At 45.0% G+C, this 18967-nt stretch carries 20 protein-coding genes and 1 rRNA gene; 15 read left to right on the top strand and 6 right to left on the bottom strand.

Going from position 1 to position 18967, the window contains the following annotated elements:
• Positions 1-112 precede the first annotated feature (112 nt).
• The 4 genes from def to BUR09_RS04665 are packed head-to-tail and all read left to right on the top strand — an operon-like array spanning position 113 to position 3807.
• The gene (gene def / locus BUR09_RS04680) at positions 113-613 is read left to right on the top strand and encodes a peptide deformylase (protein ID WP_074215808.1); all 501 of its coding nucleotides are present in this window, start codon (positions 113-115) and stop codon (positions 611-613) included.
• Positions 598-1587, top strand: a complete 990-nt coding sequence (fmt, locus tag BUR09_RS04675) for a methionyl-tRNA formyltransferase (RefSeq protein WP_074215807.1) — start codon at positions 598-600, stop codon at positions 1585-1587. The genes def and fmt overlap by 16 nt, the downstream gene beginning before the upstream one ends.
• Positions 1588-1599: 12 nt before the next feature.
• Positions 1600-2445, top strand: a complete 846-nt coding sequence (locus BUR09_RS04670) for a DUF116 domain-containing protein (RefSeq protein WP_074215806.1) — start codon at positions 1600-1602, stop codon at positions 2443-2445.
• Positions 2446-2478: 33 nt separating this feature from the next.
• Positions 2479-3807 (top strand): transcription antitermination factor NusB, encoded by a 1329-nt coding sequence (locus BUR09_RS04665; RefSeq protein WP_074215805.1) that lies wholly within the window; start codon positions 2479-2481, stop codon positions 3805-3807.
• A gap of 139 nt (positions 3808-3946) precedes the next feature.
• On the opposite strand, the gene BUR09_RS04660 is transcribed toward BUR09_RS04665, so the two are convergent.
• The 5 genes from BUR09_RS04660 to queA form a co-directional block, all read right to left on the bottom strand.
• Positions 3947-4495, bottom strand: coding sequence for a 2-oxoacid:acceptor oxidoreductase family protein (locus BUR09_RS04660; protein WP_074215804.1), 549 nt, complete (start codon positions 4493-4495; stop codon positions 3947-3949).
• A 1-nt stretch (position 4496) separates the two neighbouring features.
• Complete coding sequence (locus tag BUR09_RS04655; protein ID WP_074215803.1) at positions 4497-5255, bottom strand: thiamine pyrophosphate-dependent enzyme; 759 nt, start codon at positions 5253-5255, stop codon at positions 4497-4499.
• A gap of 3 nt (positions 5256-5258) precedes the next feature.
• Positions 5259-6323, bottom strand: a complete 1065-nt coding sequence (locus tag BUR09_RS04650; protein ID WP_074215802.1) for a 3-methyl-2-oxobutanoate dehydrogenase subunit VorB — start codon at positions 6321-6323, stop codon at positions 5259-5261.
• A 3-nt stretch (positions 6324-6326) separates the two neighbouring features.
• Positions 6327-6554: a 4Fe-4S binding protein gene (locus BUR09_RS04645; protein WP_074215801.1), complete on the bottom strand. Its 228-nt coding sequence runs from the start codon at positions 6552-6554 to the stop codon at positions 6327-6329.
• Between the two features lie 144 nt (positions 6555-6698).
• The gene (gene queA, locus BUR09_RS04640; protein ID WP_074215800.1) at positions 6699-7817 is read right to left on the bottom strand and encodes a tRNA preQ1(34) S-adenosylmethionine ribosyltransferase-isomerase QueA; all 1119 of its coding nucleotides are present in this window, start codon (positions 7815-7817) and stop codon (positions 6699-6701) included.
• Positions 7818-7971: 154 nt separating this feature from the next.
• Here queA and BUR09_RS04635 point away from each other — a divergent pair, with 154 nt between their 5' ends.
• The 7 genes from BUR09_RS04635 (at position 7972) to BUR09_RS04605 (ending at position 15321) form a co-directional block, all read left to right on the top strand.
• Positions 7972-8538, top strand: coding sequence for a hypothetical protein (locus BUR09_RS04635; RefSeq protein ID WP_074215799.1), 567 nt, complete (start codon positions 7972-7974; stop codon positions 8536-8538).
• Positions 8538-9746, top strand: coding sequence for a bifunctional phosphopantothenoylcysteine decarboxylase/phosphopantothenate--cysteine ligase CoaBC (coaBC, locus tag BUR09_RS04630; RefSeq protein ID WP_074215798.1), 1209 nt, complete (start codon positions 8538-8540; stop codon positions 9744-9746). Before BUR09_RS04635 ends, coaBC begins: the two co-directional genes overlap by 1 nt.
• Positions 9728-10552, top strand: coding sequence for a hypothetical protein (locus tag BUR09_RS04625; protein ID WP_074215797.1), 825 nt, complete (start codon positions 9728-9730; stop codon positions 10550-10552). Before coaBC ends, BUR09_RS04625 begins: the two co-directional genes overlap by 19 nt.
• Before the next feature lie 227 nt (positions 10553-10779).
• Positions 10780-12138 (top strand): NfeD family protein, encoded by a 1359-nt coding sequence (locus tag BUR09_RS04620; protein WP_074215796.1) that lies wholly within the window; start codon positions 10780-10782, stop codon positions 12136-12138.
• Between the two features lie 197 nt (positions 12139-12335).
• Complete coding sequence (locus BUR09_RS04615) at positions 12336-13097, top strand: slipin family protein (protein WP_074215795.1); 762 nt, start codon at positions 12336-12338, stop codon at positions 13095-13097.
• 72 nt (positions 13098-13169) lie between these two features.
• Positions 13170-14177: an NAD-dependent epimerase gene (locus tag BUR09_RS04610; protein WP_074215794.1), complete on the top strand. Its 1008-nt coding sequence runs from the start codon at positions 13170-13172 to the stop codon at positions 14175-14177.
• 364 nt (positions 14178-14541) lie between these two features.
• The gene (locus BUR09_RS04605; RefSeq protein WP_074215793.1) at positions 14542-15321 is read left to right on the top strand and encodes a ParA family protein; all 780 of its coding nucleotides are present in this window, start codon (positions 14542-14544) and stop codon (positions 15319-15321) included.
• A 15-nt stretch (positions 15322-15336) separates the two neighbouring features.
• On the opposite strand, the gene BUR09_RS04600 is transcribed toward BUR09_RS04605, so the two are convergent.
• Complete coding sequence (locus BUR09_RS04600) at positions 15337-15777, bottom strand: hypothetical protein (RefSeq protein ID WP_074215792.1); 441 nt, start codon at positions 15775-15777, stop codon at positions 15337-15339.
• 85 nt (positions 15778-15862) lie between these two features.
• On the opposite strand from BUR09_RS04600, the gene BUR09_RS04595 reads away from it, so the two are divergent.
• The 4 genes from BUR09_RS04595 to BUR09_RS04580 form a co-directional block, all read left to right on the top strand.
• On the top strand, positions 15863-16756 hold the full coding sequence (locus BUR09_RS04595) for a ParB/RepB/Spo0J family partition protein (protein ID WP_074215791.1): 894 nt from the start codon (positions 15863-15865) through the stop codon (positions 16754-16756).
• Positions 16757-16839: 83 nt separating this feature from the next.
• Positions 16840-17853 carry a D-glycero-beta-D-manno-heptose-7-phosphate kinase gene (gene rfaE1, locus BUR09_RS04590; protein ID WP_074215790.1) on the top strand — a complete coding sequence of 338 codons (1014 nt, stop codon included), beginning with the start codon at positions 16840-16842 and terminating at the stop codon, positions 17851-17853.
• A 225-nt stretch (positions 17854-18078) separates the two neighbouring features.
• Positions 18079-18465 (top strand): hypothetical protein, encoded by a 387-nt coding sequence (locus tag BUR09_RS04585; protein WP_074215789.1) that lies wholly within the window; start codon positions 18079-18081, stop codon positions 18463-18465.
• A gap of 416 nt (positions 18466-18881) precedes the next feature.
• Positions 18882-18967 (top strand): 16S ribosomal RNA (locus tag BUR09_RS04580); the annotation flags it as partial.

Genomic DNA, 18967 nt, shown 5'->3' with positions numbered 1-18967 from the left:
CAGTGAGCAAAACCATGCTTATATAAATAAGAGGTGCGGTGATAAATTGTCTTTTTAAGAGACAGAGCATACAACCGTTCCGGTCGATGAGTTACCGGAGGGAGAGATATAGATGATTTGTGAAGTATTACATTACCCTGATACCCGTCTTGTTGAGAAGAGTAAGCCGATCGAAAAAGTTACTGAAGAGATCAAAGAGCTTGCTGAAGCAATGGTTGAGACCATGTACAAGGAAGAGGGGATCGGTCTTGCTGCACCGCAGGTTGGAGCACTGCATCGCCTTGTTGTCGTGGATGTTTCTGGCCCTGAAGTTCGTAATGAGCTGATGACACTCGTTAACCCTGAGATTATTACAGCTGATGGTTCTTGCGATTCTGAAGAGGGTTGTCTGTCTGTTCCTGGGTACCGCGCTAAAGTGAAGCGCTCCGAGACTGTGACTGTTAAAGCACAGGACTTGGAGGGAAATGATGTGACAATTGAAGCTGACGGCCTTCTTGCTATTTGCTTGCAGCATGAAATTGATCACCTTGATGGTGTTCTTTTTATCGATAAAATCAGCCGTCTTAAACGTTCAATGTACGACAAGAAGGTGAAGAAATGGATGAAAAGGTAGGTAAACTTCGCGTCGTATATATGGGAACCCCTGATTTTGCGGCAACAATTTTAGATCGTGTATCTCAGTGGGAAGAAGCAGACGTCGTTGGTGTATACACTCAACCGGATCGTCCTTGCGGACGTGGGCAGGTGTGTAAGCCGTCTGCCGTAAAGAAGCTCGCTCTTGAAAATGGCTACGATATTTTTCAGCCGCTGAATTTTAAAGAAGATGTGGATGTTGAGCAGCTGGCAGCGCTCAAGCCGGATGTTTTACTTGTAGCAGCATACGGTCTTATTCTTCCGCAGCGTGTGCTTGATATTGCAACGTATGGTGCTATTAACGTACATGCTTCTCTGTTACCAAAATATCGTGGCGCAGCACCTATTCAGCGTGCTATTATGAACGGTGATCCAGTTACCGGTATTACCATTATGCAGATGGAAAAAGGCTTGGATTCTGGTCCGATCCTGTTACAGCGTGCACTTGCTATCGGTATTGATGATACAGCAGGTACTTTGCATGATGAACTTGCTGTACTTGGCGGCGAGTTGCTGGTTGAAGCATTACAGAAGCTTATTGTTGGTGACCTGCACCCTAAGGTTCAGGATCATAACCGTTCAACACATGCAGCAAAGTTAACCAAAGCCGAAGGGTTGTTGGATTGGAACAAGACTGCGTTAGAATTGCATGCTCATTTACGTGGTATTTCTCCTTGGCCGGGCGGGTATTTCATTCTCGAACGTGCTGAAAAGAAACCTGTCCGCGTTGCAATTGAGCCGGGTACCATCGGTCTAGACCTTGAAGAAGGTGTTAAGCCGGGAACCGTACTTGGTTTACAGGATGATGCCATTGCTATTGCTACTGCAGACCGTGTGTATCTAGTGCACAAGCTGCGTCCGGCAAACAAAAAGGTAATGGATGCCAAGGCATTTGCCTGTGGGTATCTTGCACAGTGTGATGATGCAACTTGTTCCGGTGAAGGGCTTTGCTAGCATAAAGAGAAAATGCTGTTTCATAAAAAAGACTTAGATAATCCAGAACGGTATTACGGGGCCCGTAAACGGCTATTTATTGGCTTGATTACGGGCACTTCTATTTTACTCTGTTCTCTTCTGTTCGCAGGCTGGATTATTCCGCTCATCGGCTTTTCTAATATTCATCCGTCGTTGCCGTATATTTTCGGGCTTCTTTTCGGCTCTACTGTTTTGTTTATTTGTTGGTCAACCCTCGGGCTTGTTTTACAGATTCTTAAGGGTAGGGCGGTACTCGGAACTGCTAAGATGCGCGGGATGACTATTCGGCTGTTCTTGCCGCTTATGATCATGCTTGCCCGTTTTCTTGGGATTGATAAGCGTCGCGTCCGTCAGTCATTTATTCGGGTGAATAATGAATTGGTTCGATCTGAAAACGGTGCGTTTGAAGCAAAAGATATTTTAATTCTTACGCCGCATTGCCTGCAGGCGAGCAATTGCTCACTGCGTCTTTCTTACAATGTAGATAACTGCGAGCGATGTGGACGTTGTCCTGTAGCTATGCTGCTTAAGTTACGTGATCATTACGGCGTTAAATTTGCCATTGCAACGGGTGGCACCATTGCTCGACGTATCGTGGTGAAAGAGCGTCCTAAATTTATTATTGCTGTCGCGTGTGAGCGCGATTTAACCTCCGGCATTCAGGATACATATCCTCTTCCTGTGTATGGTGTATTGAACGAACGTCCGTGTGGGCCATGTCTTGATACGACTGTGCCGGAGCTTTCAATGGAGCGTGCATTGCGCATGTTCATTAAAAATCCAGCACCTCCGTTGCAGTTCGAAGCCGCCTTCGGTGAAGCTGACACAAAGTGCTAACGCACACTGAAAGAAATTTTTTAAGGAATATATATGGCTAGACGTAAGGATTCAGCATTACCGCCAGCTCGTTCGGTTGCGCTTGAAGTTATTTCACAGGTTTTAGATAAAGGCCGCGATGTTCAGGCAGCGCTGGATTACCAGCTTAATAATCAGAAGATTACTTCACAGGACTCTGCACTCTGCACAGAGCTGGTATACGGTTTTTTGCGTTACAAAGGCCGTATAGAGGCTCTTTTAGGTTTGTTCCTGAAGGATAGCTCGAAATTACCTAAAAAGGCTGCAAGCGTAATGGGGCTTGCAGCATACGAAATGCTCTATCTTGACCGTATTCCAGTCTACGCGTCTGTAGACTGGTGTGTAGGGTACGTGAAAAAGCGTTTCTCATTAGGTCTTGGAAAGCTTACCAATGCTGTACTGCGTAACCTAGACCGTATGGGCGAAAAAGCGCACGACATGGAGTCCATACGCAAGGAGCGGATGTCTGACACCGCACTTCTTGCTGCATGGCATTCCATGCCTGAGTGGATTGTTAACGCATGGATGGAGGCATACGGCGAAGAGCGTACACAGGTGCTTCTTGCGAATGCGCAGAAACATGCACCGCTCGGTATTCGTGTTAACCAGACATTTGAAGCCGCTATGGATCTTGTTAACGAGCTCACAGAGGATGGTAAAAGCGTTGAAACCATCGGCTACGGCGTCATGTACCCTGCAGGTTCTCAGCCAGCAGAGCTTAAAACCATGATCAACGACGGTCTTATTTCTCGTCAATCTATGGCATCACAGGAAGTTTTACGTGAAGCTCACCCGGAAACATGGGAAGGACCAGTATGGGATTGTTGTTGTGGACGAGGCGGTAAAACCTACGCTCTGCTTGAGCAGGATGTAGACGTAACTTTTGCTTCCGATACTTCACGTAAACGTCTTTTAGGTATGCGTGAAGAAGCAGAGCGTCTTGCTATGTACCCGCCGGAATCTCTTTTGATGTCCGCAGCAGAACCGCCAAAGAAAGGTTCTCCGCTTCAGGAAGATCCGCCAGCAACCATTCTTGCAGATGTGCCGTGCTCAGGCTTTGGTACTCTCTCTCGTCGTCCGGATGTACGTTACCATCGTACAACTGAAGGTGTTTCTGATCTCGTAGAAGTGCAAAAAGCTATTATGGAGAACACGTTCTCTGTACTCAAAGGCGGCGGTCTTCTTGTGTACATGACATGTACCATCAACCCTGATGAAAACGAAAAGCAGGTTCAGGCGTTCCTTGAACGGCATCCGGAAGCCAAGCTTGAAAAAGAATGGCATACACCAGATGATAGTCCGTATGGCGAGTATTTTTACGTCGCGTTGCTGAGAAAGCCTTAACTTGTTAAGCGGGACATTACATTGTTGTCGAGATTAACCCGTTGGGTATGTCTCCAGCATATATTTCATTAAATTAAAAAAAGCCCCTACATCGGTCGATGTAGGGGCTTTGCTATTTCAAGCTATGAGTAAGCAGTGCTTACTTCATCTGCTCAGCTACGTGATCCGCGCCAGCCTGAAGGGCTTCAGCGTTTTTAGGGATCAGGTGACCGTAGCGGGAGCTGATAACAGATTTAAGAGACTCTTTAACCTGTTCTAATGGTACACAACCGGTTGCCTGCACGTATGCGCCAAGAGCAACCATGTTTGCCATACGGGTATTGCCGAGGCCGTCAGCAATTTCGTTAGCAGGTACTGTGTAGGTTGTTACACGGTCTTCAGCCTGTGATGCATCAACGAGGGAGGAGTTCAGAATCTGAACGCCACCGTCGATGAGTTTTGGCTGGAATTTGTCCAGAGAAGGCTGGTTCATGATGATCAGAGACTTAGGGCTCTGGATGATCGGGGAACCGATGTCTTCAGAGGAAATTACAACGGTGCAGTTTGCTGTACCGCCTCGCATTTCCGGACCGTAAACAGGGATGTAGGTAACTTCAGAGCCTGCTTCCATACCTGCGTATGCGAGCAGGTTACCGATGAGCATAACACCCTGACCACCAAAACCGGCGATGATAACGTCTTGATACATGCTATTCCTCTCCGTCCTTGGTCACATCTTTGAATACTCCCAGTGGGAAGTAAGGGATCATTTCTTCAGAGATGCGTTTGTTTGCAGCAATTGGATCCATTTTCCAGTTAGTAGGACATGCGGAGAGCATTTCTACAAAACCAAAGCCGGTACCGTTAACCTGCATTTCGAACGCCTTACGCAGAGCTTTTTTAGCACGACGGATGTTCTTGACAGAGTCAAGAGATACACGTTCGCAGTATGCGGTGCCACCGAGACCACCGATGATTTCACTCATACGGATAGCCATACCGTGCTCTTCAGAGGTACGACCTTTAGGAGACGTGGTAGTTTTCTGGCCTTCGAGAGTGGTAGGAGCCATTTGGCCGCCGGTCATGCCGTATACAGTGTTGTTAACGAACACAACGGAGATTTTTTCGCCACGGTTAGCAGCGTGAACAATCTCAGCAAGACCAATAGAAGCCAAGTCGCCGTCACCCTGATAGGTGAAAACGAATTTATCTTTATGTGCGCGCTTAAGGCCGGTTGCTACTGCAGGAGCACGACCGTGTGGTGCTTCAACTGCGTCTACGTCAAGGTAGTTGTAGATAAATACGGAACAACCGATGGAACCAACACACAGAGTATCATCCACAAGGCCCATTTCGGTAAGCACTTCACCAACGAGGCGGTGTGCAACGCCGTGATGACAGCCCGGGCAGTAATGCGTAGGGCGGTCGATCATGATTTCAGGTGCGTCGAAAACGAGTTTTTCAGACATTCCCTAGTCCTCCAAGTACTTGATGATAGGTGCGATGAAGTCATCGGAACCAGGGAGGTCGCCTGGCATGTGACCATGGAATTCGGAATCTGCAATACCACGTACGGAAAGGCGTACGTCTTCTACCATCTGGCCGCAGTTCTGTTCAATAGTAAGGAAGCGTTTGCCTTGCTTTGCAAGGTCACGAAGTACTTCAGATGGGAACGGGTACAGAGTAAGAGGACGTACCAGACCAACTTTTTTACCTTCGGAACGCAGACGGCGAACGGTAGATTTTACAATACGGCCAATGGAGCCGAATGCAACTACAACGAGTTCAGCATCGTCGCATTCAAAAACGTCTGCGCGTGCTTCTACCTGCATTGCTTCATACTTTGCCTGAAGGTTGCGGTTCTGACCTGCAAGTGCGCCGTCTTCGAGGAAGAGGGACTTGAGCAGACGCTTTTCACGGCCTTTTGCTCCATCGATGCACCAGTTTTCTGCGCCATGGTTGTTAGTGGTTTCTGGTTCCCAAGGGGTTACAGGCTCTTTCATCTGACCAACGATGGCGTCAGCAAGAACGAGAACAGGGTTACGGTATTTAAATGCAAGGTCGAATGCCTCAATCATCATATCGTAGCCTTCCTGACAGGTGCCCGGAGCGAGAACGAGAGTACGGTAGTCACCGTGTCCGCCGCCTCGGGTAGACTGGAAGTAGTCACCCTGAGAGGAACCGATGTCACCAAGACCTGGGCCACCACGGTTTACGTTAACAATAACACCAGGGAGCTCGGAGCCTGCCATGTAGGAAATTGCTTCCTGCATGAGAGATACGCCAGGGGAGGAGGAGGTGGTCATTGCACGTGCGCCACCGGCAGCAGCGCCGAGGAGCATATTTGCAGCAGCTACTTCAGATTCAGCCTGAACAAACTCACCGTCGTTGACGGCAGCCATTTCAGTTGAAAGAAATTCAGGAATATCGTTCTGAGGAGTAATAGGGTAGCCGAAGTAACAGGTACAACCAGCTGTAAGTGCGCCACGGGCAATAGCTTCGTTACCTTTAATGAAAATACGTTTCTTTTCGGACATGGGCTACTTCTCCTTTTTCTCTTCGCGGTAAACCTTGATAGCAAGGTCTGGGCAAATAAGCGCACAGGAAGTACAGCCTGTACATTTTTCCATGTCTTCTGCTTTTACCTCTGCCACTTTGTACCCTTGCTGGTTAAAGCGGGAGGACTGACAGATAATGTTCTTAGGGCAAACGGTAGAACAGAGCATGCAGCCCTTACACCGTTCTTCGCGGAATTCAACGCGTGCCATGTTTTCACCTCGACTTTATAAGTAAGATCAGTATGTTGCCGTGTGTTACAACGCAACGAACGGCTTATTTTTAAAGAGTGACTTAAACAATTATGTCAAAAGTGGGAGTGTATTACAATACCCATTATAAGCATTGTATAATGTTTAAAGAATGAGCATTGAATCTCCGTAGCTGAATACTCTAAAACCTTGCTCTATAGCTTCAGCGTACCCGTCCAGAATGCGCTGTTTTGAAGCAAACGCACTGATCATCATGAGTAATGAAGACTCTGGAAGATGGAAGTTTGTAATCATGTGGTCAACAACATTGAACTTGTATCCTGGGTAGATAAAAATGTCTGTCCACCCTTTAAATGGAGCAATGTGTCCCACTTCTTTAAAAGCACCCTCTAATACACGGGAAGATGTTGTTCCAACTGCGATTACAGGACGACCTTCAGCTTTTGCTTTGGCAATTTTTTTTGCGGTTTCTTCTGAGAGTTCAATAAACTCTTTGTGCATTGAATGTTCACGAATATCGTCGCACCGCACTGGGGAGAAGGTACCGTACCCGACGTACAGGGTTACTTCAGCCCATTCAATACCGCTCTGAGAAAGCTCTTCGCGCATTTCTTCGGTAAAGTGGAGACCGGCAGTTGGTGCAGCTACAGAGCCAAGCTGACTGTCATTTGCATATACTGTTTGGTAACGGTCCTTGTCTGCTGTTGTGTCCTCTCGTTTGATGTATGGAGGCAGCGGAAGGTGGCCCTGCTTTAGGAAGTGATCTTTTAACTCACCACGCCAGTTGATGGTTGCTTCGCAGCGTCCAAACTCAGCAGTTTTGGTTACTTCAATCCATAAATCGTCACCAAATTCTGCTTTAGTGCCTACTTTTACGCGCTTAGACATGCGCATGAGACCTTCAACAGTGGCGCTTTTCCATTCCCCGTTGTCCACTGGTTTAATCAGTGGTAGTGGGGTGAGCATAAGAAATTCTACTTTACCGCCGGAAGGACGCTGTCCGTATAGGCGGGCTGGCAGTACTTTTGAGTTGTTAACAACAAGCAGCGCGTTTTTTGGCAGAAACTTTCCAAGGTCTGCAAACATTGCAGAATGGTTTTTGCCACTTTTTCTGTCGATGACAAAAAGTCGTGAACTGCCACGTTTATCGGCAGGATTTTGCGCTATTTGATCTTCAGGAAGTTCATACGTATATGCTGAAAGCCTGAAATCTTCAGGAATTGTTTGTAAATTTTGTTTTATACAGTGGCTATCGCGTTCCATTATTAAAACCTATTCTCTGTTATTTAGGGATCGTAGTAAATTGCGGTTTATCTTGCATTGCGCTATTCATATCCCACGTAACATTATATACATGATGTGCACTCCATGTGCCTACACTTGAAATCTCTAAGACTCAATCATAAAGGAGCGGCCAATGCGAGCCCGATTAATTTTCTCTATACTAGCTCTTTGTGTAATGCTATCTGGTTGTACTCTTTCCAATATGTCCGGCACAGCAGAGCCAACAGGGGGTGCTCAGGCACCTGCAGAATCTAAGTTCATGTACTATAACTTTCCTGATGTACGTGTTCCTGTTGAGATGAAAGCAGATGAATCACAGATGTTTGTTCATGGCATGGGGCAAAAGCAGACCGGAGTTCTGGTTTTTTCCGGTAATGTTGATTTTATGTCCCTTACGAATGCTATGATCACCACTATGCAGCAGGATGGATGGGAATTGCGCTTCCAGTTTACTTCTCCACGAACCTTACTGCTCTTCACCAAACCGACTCGCTTTGCTATTTTGAATATTACGGACACAAGCTCATTTAGTACTGATCTTGAGATTTGGGTATCCCCACGTCCAGAGCAGGATTCTATAATTGAAAAACCGCTTCCGTTTCTAGACGTGCCGAAATCATCTTCAATGATTGCTCCAAAACGCAAGACATCTCCAGCGCCGGCAACAGACCTTCCGGCAGAAGAAGGATTGGATAGCTAGTGAAATCACATACAGCATTCACAGGCTTTCTTGGTAAGCGTATGCACCTTGGCATCAGTGGTTCTATTGCTGCATACAAGGGTTTAGACTTACTGAGAATGTTTAAAGATAGCGGTGCAGATGTCGGAGTTACACTTACAGACTCTGCACAGCAGTTTATTACCCCCCTCAGTTTTGAAGCTCTTGGGGCCTCACCTGTTTTTTCAACCATGTACCCTGTTGGTGATGATGTTTTCGGACACCTCATGCCGGGAGAAGCATGCCATGCTTTTGTAATTGCTCCGGCTTCAGCAACAACAATTGCGCGCCTTGCTAATGGATTGGCAGATGAGATGCTTTCTTGTCAGGCGTTAGCGTTTCCTGAAAAATTAGTCATTGCACCGGCTATGAATCCTCGCATGTGGCACAACCCAGCGACACAGGAAAATGTGGAAAAACTGCGCAAACGTGGTCATATTATTGTTGAACCTGGTTGCGGACGTACAGCATGCATGGAAGAAGGACAAGGTCGTTTAGCCCCTGTTGACGATATTTACTTGCATGGTCTTCGTGCTATGTCACCGCAGGATATGGCAGGACAGACCGTTATGGTTACGCTTGGGCCGACCCGCGAAAAGTGGGACGGTGTTCGATTCTGGTCTAACCCGTCTTCCGGAACAATGGGCGCTTCATTTGCTATTGCAGCATGGTTGCGTGGTGCGGAAGTTCATGCAATTTGTGGAGCTGGTACTCCATGGTTGCCGGGTGTTATTACTAGACACGATGTAATCAGTGCCGCAGAAATGTACCAAGCCGCTGATTCCTTATGGAAAGATATGAGTATTGGTGTATTCACAGCAGCTGTAGCTGATTATGCTCCAATCCCTTTTGGGGATTCCAAGTTTAAAAAGGGTGGAGATGATCTGACAGTTTCCTTTACACGAACTGTGGATATTCTTAAAACCCTTGGCAACGCAAAACGTGATGATCAGCGGGTTATCGGATTCGCAGCAGAAACGGACAACATTCATGAGAATGTGAAGAAGAAGCTTGCTGCAAAGAATGCTGATATTATTGTTGGTAACAACGTTGCGAAAGCAGGTTCCGGATTCGGGACTGCCACAAACGAAGTTTGTATTGTTGATCGTAATGGCAGGCAGGAGGATTGGCCTTTGGCTCCTAAGCCTGAAGTTGCATGGAGAGTTTTTGATTGGCTGCTTCAACTGTAGTTCTTAGTGAGCAAATACGTCCTTGGCATAATGCCGGACTTCGCTTCCTTTTTGATGAGGATGGTTCCATTGCACAGGCAATGGCTGATGCACAAGCGGTAGCTTCTGCACAGCCTTCTGCACCTGTGGTTGAGCCTGCCTCTTCTACAGTTGCGCCTGGTCAGTCGCAGGCACAGCAGCAATACCAGCAGTCAGTTCAACAACAGACTTCTCAGCAACCAGTTCAGCAGGTAACTCAGAGACCGCAGGCTTCGCAGCAACGTCCTGTCCCACAGGGGCAAAGACAGGCCGCAGTGCCACCAAGGGTTATGCCGTCACTTGTTATTCACCCAACGAACAAACCTCCAGAAGAATGGCCACAGCAGTGGCAGGCTTACTGGAGCAAGGTTCATGTTCCAAGTCCGGTTGTATGGACGTATTGGTCTCTTGGTGATGATCTTTCCGGTCATGCTGATCCGAAGCGACGTGAGGTGCTGAAAAAGCTTATTGCTAGCCTCAATCTACCGCGTGGTACTAGTTCGTTTTGGCCAGTTGCTGCAAGTGGTGAATCAGCAGGTGATTTAACAGCAGCTCCTGAAATTTTTTTGGCCGGACTTAGACGGTTGCGTCCTCGGTATAGTGTAGTTTTCGGCTCCAAAGCCCTTAAAAGCTTTATGCCGGATTCAAAGCTGCGCCCGTATCTGTTTACTCAGTTTCTTGGGCACAGGCTTATTGCGCTACCGGATGTTGATTATCTCGTAAAATCACCGAATATGCTGGCTCCTGTTATAGCGTATTTGAGAACTGCTATTCGTTTGTCGCGTTAGATTTCGCGTGGCACTCAGAAGCTTATTCCTTTCTTAAAATTGAAAAGACTGCTCTTCGTATGAAGAGCAGTCTTTTTTATATTCATTGTGTTTCACGTGAAGCTTTTCTCTCTTATTAAAAATAACAATTTCTTTTTTGTTCATACTGGTATTATCTCGTAATAGATTCTAGTCTTGGAATAGTTAGTAGGAACTATTCCTTTTTAGATCCTATATAGGGGGTCGAAATGAGTCATTTACGTTCTATTGCCCTTATTAGCCTGTTTGCGGCGTTTTTGGTGTTTTTTCAAGCAAACACCTTGCCTGCTGAAGAAAATTCGCCCGTAGAGACCTCTCAAAATGGCCAAAATTCTACGGTCAAAATTCTGCATTATACAATTGATAGTGGAATTGGACCCGCACAAGTTGAATTGACAGAAAGCGTATTACGGCATGCGGGAAAAATAGGAGCTCAATTTGTAGTGATGCAGTTAGATACACCTGGTGGGCTTGTTTCTTCCATGCGCGAGATATTGAAGAATATGTTGAATTCTCCCATCCCAGTTTTGGTTTGGGTTGGCCCTCGGGGAGCACGAGCTGCCAGTGCTGGTGTTTTTTTAGTTGCAGCGTCTGCATTTGCAGGCATGGCTCCTCAGACAACAATGGGTGCTGCTTCACCGGTCGATCCCGGTGGCAAAGAGATCGACCCGACTATGAGTAAAAAAGTTATTAATGATCTTGTGAGCCTGGTTCGAACGGTCGCCGCAAGACATGATAGAAATATTAATTGGTATGAAGATGCCATACGTAGCAGTACAACCATTACAAGTGAACGGGCTGCAACCGCCAGAGTTGTAGAGGTTGTTGCACCTTCAATTAGAGATTTCCTAGTACAAGCAGGGAACCATGGAATAAAAAAATTAAATAGAACTGTGTTCTTTTCTTCAACACAGCTCGAAATCGTTCAGTACGAACCAACTTTCCGATATAAGGTATTGTCGTGGCTTATTGATCCGCAGGTTGCTTATTTACTTGTGCTCGCAGGTGTTGCTTGTCTCTTTATTGAGTTTACTCATGCTGGTGCTATGATCCCTGGGATTATTGGTGCCTTTTCTTTACTTCTTGGCCTTTATGCCATGTCCATTTTACCAACCAATATTGCCGGACTCTTACTAATTCTTTTCAGCCTTGTATTGTTTGCCTTAGAGGTGACAGTCACCAGCTATGGCTTACTTACTATTGGTGGTGTGTCAGCTCTCTTGATTGGATCCTTAATTTTGTTTCCTGAAGAGGGTGGTCATATGGCGCTTCCAATTTCACTTATCGTAGGCACGACAGGAGCAATTGCTGCCATCATGGGTGGTGCTGCGTATTTGGCAGCAAAAGCGTTACGAAAAAAACCTGCAAGCGGTATGGATGTAATGATCGGTAAACAAGTAGAGATAGTTTCTTGGAAGGGGGGTAGTGGGAAAGTGTTTGCTGATGGAACAATTTGGTCAGCAAAGGTGGATCCAGAAAAATATCCTGACGGAATTGAGCTTGAAAACGGCTCATTAGTAATAGTGAAGGCAATTGATGATCTAACTGTTACCATCGATGTTGACTGATTTTTTCAGCTAAAAACTGTAAAAAGAGAGTAGATAGGGAAGTAGGAACTGCGAGAAGTATAGCATGTGAAGTATTCTCGTGAAGAATAATTCTTAGGTGGTGACATGGAGCAACTCACTAAGCCGTATCTGTCGAAAATTCTGTGGGTACGGAGGTTCTTTTCAAGTTACCAGTGGCAAAAAATAGAGGAGCAGCTATGTATGCGATTTCAGCAATAATGGGTGTGGTTGTCGTATTTCTAGTCTTAGCGATTCGTATCATGAACGAATACGAGCGTGCCGTAGTTTTTCGCCTTGGCCGTGTTTTACACTCCAAGGGACCAGGTCTTATCATTCTCATTCCGGTTATAGACCGTATGATTCGGGTTTCCATGCGTGTTATCACGTTGGATGTTCCTTCTCAGGATGTTATTACGCGCGATAACGTTTCGGTTCAGGTAAGTGCAGTTGTGTATTTTAAGGTCGTAGAACCAACCAAATCAATAATCGAAGTGGAAGATTTTTTGTTCGCAACATCTCAGCTTGCGCAGACGACATTGCGAAGCGTTTGCGGTGGTGCAGAGCTTGACGAATTGTTGGCGCATCGTGAAAAAATGAATATGCGGATTCAGGACTTGCTGGATAAGCAGACCGCCCCTTGGGGTATTAAAGTGAACTCTGTTGAGTTAAAGCACATTGATTTACCTCAGGAGATGAAGCGTGCAATGGCCAAGCAGGCTGAAGCTGAGCGTGAGCGTAGGGCGAAAGTTATTAATGCTGAAGGTGAATATCAGGCAGCAGCAAAGCTTTCAGAGGCCGCAGGGATTATTTCCCGTAATCCTCAGGCATTACAACTGCGCTACTTGCAAACCATGCAGGAAATATCTACCAATGCTGAGGCCACGTTGATTCCAATACCACTAGACATTGTGAGTAAACTCATGCCACAAAAAGATGTTGAACCAACTGACGATAACTAATTCCGGACGCAAGGAGTACTCAACCGGCGGCTCGGATTACATACACATCATTGCACCTTTAGGAGCTTTTGAATGCATATTCTTGTAACTGGAGCTGCCGGTTTTATCGGCTCAGCACTTTCCCAGCGCTTTCTTTCTGCAGGTCATACCGTAGTTGGCCTTGATAACTTGAACGACTACTACAGTGTTCAGTTGAAGAAAGACCGCCTCGCACCGCTTCTCGCTAATCCTGATTTCCGCCATGCGAATATTGATCTTGCTGATCGTGAAGCTATGCGTGAACTGTTTGCTACAGAAAAATTCACTCATGTTGTGAATCTTGCAGGGCAGGCTGGTGTTCGTTACTCGATTGAAAATCCAGACTCCTATGTAGATGGAAACTTAGTTGGTTTCGGCAATATTCTTGAAGGATGCCGACATAATGATGTTAAGCATCTTGTTTATGCTTCTTCCAGTTCAGTGTACGGCTTGAATACTAATATGCCTTTTGACACTCACAAGGCTGTGAACCACCCTGTTAGCTTGTATGCTGCGAGCAAAAAAGCAAACGAACTTATGGCTCATACCTATAGCCATCTCTACGGTTTGCCTACAACAGGTCTTCGTTTCTTTACTGTATACGGTCCATGGGGACGTCCAGACATGGCTTTGTTCTTGTTCACAAAAGCTATCCTTGAAGGTAAGCCGATTAATGTATTCAACCATGGTAAAATGAAACGCGACTTTACGTACATCGATGATATCGTAGAGGGTGTGGTTCGAGTAACTAATAAAATTCCAGAACCAAATCCTGACTGGGACAGTAATAATCCTGATCCAGCTTCCAGTTCCGCCCCATACCGTGTGTACAATATCGGTAACAACAACAGCGTGGAGCTTGGTCGATTTATCGAAGTTCTTGAAGAGAAACTTGGTCAGAAAGCTGTTAAGAATATGATGGACATGCAGCCTGGTGACGTAGAAGCTACCTATGCAAATGTAGATGATCTCATGAATGACGTAGGCTTCAGACCGGATACTCCAATCGAAAAGGGTATTAGTGCTTTTGTTGATTGGTATCGCGAATATTATAAGGTGTAGATTCGGTTTCACGTGAAACAAAAAAAAGCAGCTCTTTTTAGAGCTGCTTTTTTTTGTGGGTGAAAATAACTTAGTTGTTAGATAAAAAAATGATAACGGTGTTCCACATGAAACACAAAAAAGTTCAAATAAATTTTCTAATTAGTTTGCTGTGATGATTAGAGTATAACGAAGGAAATAAAATATTTTTTAGTATTCACCAAACATTGCTTTATGTTGACATAAACACAATATTTTAACTAGCAATGGAAAAGTTACTACGCAAAGTTGTATTTCGAGAGGGTGGGACAGGATTATTTTTGCAACGTTTCACGTGAAACATAGCGCATGATTATCCTACTTCAACTGTACAAGAGAGGTTCATGTGGCACGGATTATTGCTGTTGCTAACCAAAAAGGTGGCGTAGGTAAAACCACATCATCGGTAAATTTGGCAGCATCTTTGGCTGTAATGGAAAAACGGGTTCTGCTCGTTGACTGTGATCCGCAAGCAAACGCGACAAGCGGTATCGGCTTGGATGTGGAGAGCTTGTCCAGCAATTTGTACCGTACTTTCTTTACTCCCGAAAAAGCTCTGCATGCTATCTATCCGACCAGAACTCCCTACCTTTCAGTACTTCCTGCTTCAACAGATCTTGTAGCGGTCGAGTTGGAACTCGTCGATAAAATGGGGCGTGAGTATTACTTGCAAGACGTGCTTAAGAACGTTGCTTCCAGATTTGACTACATTATTATTGATTGTCCGCCGTCACTTGGGCTTATTACATTGAATGCGCTTTGTGCTGCGCACGAGGTTCTCATTCCTCTTCAATGTGAATTTTATGCGTTGGAAGGAATCGTTAAGTTGCTGCAGACCTATGAGCAGGTAAAAAAACGTTTAAACACTAGTTTGTCCTTACTGGGGGTTGTGCTCACCATGTTTGATACACGAAACAAGCTCTCAGCTCAGGTTAAAAACGAAGTGGAACGATGCTTTCCAGAACATGTCTTTAAGACGATCATTCCTCGAAATGTACGTCTTTCAGAAGCTCCAAGTTACGGGAAATCAATTATTCACTATGATATAAAATCAAAAGGCGCAGCAGCATATCTTGCCCTTGCTAAAGAAGTGGCAATGAGAAGTGCTACTGCGCCAGTAAGATAGATTTTAATAGAATAGCTACTTAGGGTAGATACATTCCGGTTCACAAGATTCACCGGAGTGGGATGTAGCTTCGAGGCAGATGTGATCTTTGAAGTGCTTTTTACGAACGGTAGCACCGCATTTTTCACAATGGAAAACAAGAAGGCCACTTAACGATGCATTGGTGAGATAGAATACTCGAGGGGAATCTTCTTCCCAGTTTTCAGATTCTGCACCGCATGCTCTACATGAAACTTTTGCATTGAATGGATATTTAAAATCCCAGTAGTCTTTAAACATCTGCCAGTCTTCAATAGGTTCTTGATGAATCTCAGAAGCAGGTTTGTCCTGAGCCTGATCAAGAATCTCTGATATTTTTTTACCAGCTTTTTTCCAAATTTCCGGGCTAAGCAATACGCCGTGTAAATTGCCATCACGGTCGTAAAGCGGCTTAACGTGGTTTTCATATTCAGACATTTCAGTCTCCAATATTGTGCAGTTTGTTTATGAGTATGAATATCCAAGAGTCATGTTGAAAAGATTTATTGTCAAGGAGAGATATATGGCAGGCGCACAAAGAGGGCTTGGCAGAGGGTTAGACGCACTGTTTAAGAATACTGAAGCAGTTGAAGAGCAGGAACATCCAAATATGTTGCCGCTGCGAGTGCTTCAGGCAAACCCGAATCAGCCACGTAAGCAGTTTGATGATGCTGCGCTGGAAGAACTTGCGGCTTCCATTCGAGAAAAAGGTGTGCTTCAGCCGTTACTTGTCCGCCCACAAGTTGTCGGTGGGGAAAATATTTATGAAATTGTTGCAGGCGAACGTCGATTCAGAGCAAGCCAGCTTGCAGGTATCCGCGAAGTGCCGGTTGTCATCCGTGAACTTGATGATATGGAGACTTTGGCTATCGCGTTGATTGAAAATCTTCAGCGAGAAGATTTAACCCCGCTGGAAGAAGCAAACGCACTGCAAGAATTAAAAGATCAGTTCAATCTTTCACAGGAAGAGCTGGCAAAGCAGGTCGGCAAAAGTCGTTCTGCTGTTGCAAACACGTTGCGTCTTCTCCAGCTTCCAGATATGGCTCAGGACGCGTTGTCAGCAGGAACGATTACAGCAGGGCACGCACGAGCCATTCTTTCCGTTGACGACATTGCCCGAATAGAGTTTCTTGGTATCATTGTCTCACAGATGCTTACTGTACGCGAAGCAGAAGCTATTGCAGCCTCTTGGAAGCAGCATAAAAGCTTTATAGCTCCTGATGAGACGAAAAAAGAAAGCGCAAAAGTTGTAAAAACAGAGGCTCTTAAAGAATTTCAAACCCGCTTGAATACACTTTTTGTTAGCAAGGTAACCGTAAGTGGTACAGAGCAGAAAGGTAAAGTAACGCTCAGTTACAACACAGAAGAAGAGCTTTATGAATTACTTGGCAAGCTGGGAATAGAACAAGCAGGATAACGCTGAACCGTGGCTTAATATGCACATCAGGGTCACGGTATAGTACAAAACACAGCGTAATTATTCTGAGGATAACATTATATATGGTAAATAAAGATACACTTGCATGGCGTGTTGAAAGCTTTGCAGGATCAAAAGTTCTCATCATCGGCGATATCATGATTGATGAGTATTTGATGGGTAACGCAGAGCGAATTTCACCAGAAGCACCGGTTCCGGTTGTCCACGTAAGTAGTGACAGGCATGTGCTTGGTGGTGCAGGAAACGTAGCTAAAAACGTGCGAACTCTAGGTGGCTCCCCAAAAATTATCACTGTTTCTGGTGCGGGGATGGGAGCCGATCTATTGAATGCGTTGCTGGATTCTGAGGGGATCGATCATGACATTCTGCAAATCGGCACCCGTAAGACAACGCGTAAGACCCGCATCTTAGCAAGTAGTCAGCAGATGATTCGCATTGATCGTGAAGATACTGCAACTATTGGTGGCGAAGATCTTGATCAGCTTATGGCGCGTGTTGAAAGCTGTATTGCTGAATATGAAGTTGTTATTGTTTCTGATTACGGCAAAGGTGTTGTGAGCAAAGAGTTTATGGAGCGTCTGAGCATGTTATGCGATGCTCAGGAAAAATGTCCAAAAATATTCGTAGATCCAAAAACTCGTAACTTCAAATTGTACCAGAATGTATTTATTCTTACTCCGAACTCCAAAGAAACAAGTGAAGGTGCGAACCTTCCTGTTGGAAGCCGCGAAGAAATTCTGGAAGCAGGACGAGAGATTTTCCGTCTTCTTGGGTGCGAAAAGCTGCTCACCACACTGGGGCCACAGGGAATGGCGCTGTTTGATGATGAGAATACTGTGTGGCATGTTCCAACTATGGCACAGGAAGTATTTGATGTGACAGGTGCAGGTGACACTGTTATCGCAACAGCAGCACTTGCTGTAGCTTCTGGCTGCACCTTGGTTGATTCTTGTGTACTTGCAAACTACGCAGCAGGTGTTGTTGTAGGACATGTGGGAGCAGCTTCTGTTACTCCTGAACAATTGGTTGAAACAATTCAAAATTTGCCACTTCCACCTGTAGAAAAATGGACTTAACTGATAGTTCCGTGTAGAACAATTCCGGAACATTAGTTTAGGGATATGTTTTGTATCTCATGCCGAAATGCGGCATGATCATCTTAAGTCACAGTAAGTATTAAAAGCCCGAAGAATGTTCTTCGGGCTTTTTTATTGGTACCGCGCATGAACATAAATAAGCTTCCATTAGTCCGCACGTTTTTTCTGTGTCTTTGTGCATTACTCTTTACGGGGTGTGCATCAATGAGCAAACTTAACAATTACAGTGCTAATGAATTGTACAGAGGGTATCTTGCCAAAGACGAAGTTGTACTCGCCCTGGATGGCAAGATAGTTCATGTAGAAGGTACAATTACACGCATCGATCAGAGCAAATTGAATGATGTATTCATCGAACTTAATTCTCGAGTTATCGTTATTCTCCAAGAAGATGAGATTGTTAAAATCTCTAAAATTGGATTGAAAAATGGAGACTCCATAACAATAGTTGGTAATTTTGAAGGCGAAGGCGTTTTGTCGAAATGGCTGACAAACGCTAGCAATAGGGTTTTAGTGATAGAAAACGGACAAATTATCGATAAAGATCGATGGTATGATCTTGAAAACTTCGAAAATCCACTTTTCTTTTAAGTAAATCGTATTTTTTAGTTTTTATATTATTGTTAAATAACAGTAGTTTATTCTCTACTGTTAAGTTTATCTGAAGAAACTTCTAAAAAATTTTAAAAACTTGTTGACGGAGAGGGCGTGTTTGCATAGAACCTCTCTCGCTGCAACGGAGCAGCCCAAACGGGTCGCAACGGAACAGCTTGTTCATTTTCAAACTAACGACGCAAAACAAAAAGACAACTTCTTAAAAAAAAGTTTTAAAAAGAGGTTGACTCTCGAAGCGGGATAAGGCAGAACGCTTTTCGCACTTCGGAAGACAACTGGTCTTTTGTTGTCGCATTGAAACTCTTTGACAATTAAATAGCGAATCGGATTGATTTAGAGATCAGCTAGCGTCATCTGCTACGATGTAGTGGATGTCACAATACAGAATTATTAAACTGGAGAGTTTGATTCTGGCTCAGATTGAACGCTGGCGGCGTGCCTAACACATGCAAGTCGAACGCGAAAGTTTCTTCGGAAA

The sequence above is a fragment of the Halodesulfovibrio marinisediminis DSM 17456 genome, from assembly GCF_900129975.1.
Taxonomy (GTDB): Bacteria; Desulfobacterota; Desulfovibrionia; order Desulfovibrionales; family Desulfovibrionaceae; genus Halodesulfovibrio; species Halodesulfovibrio marinisediminis.
This window is presented reverse-complemented; position numbering and strand designations above follow the sequence as displayed.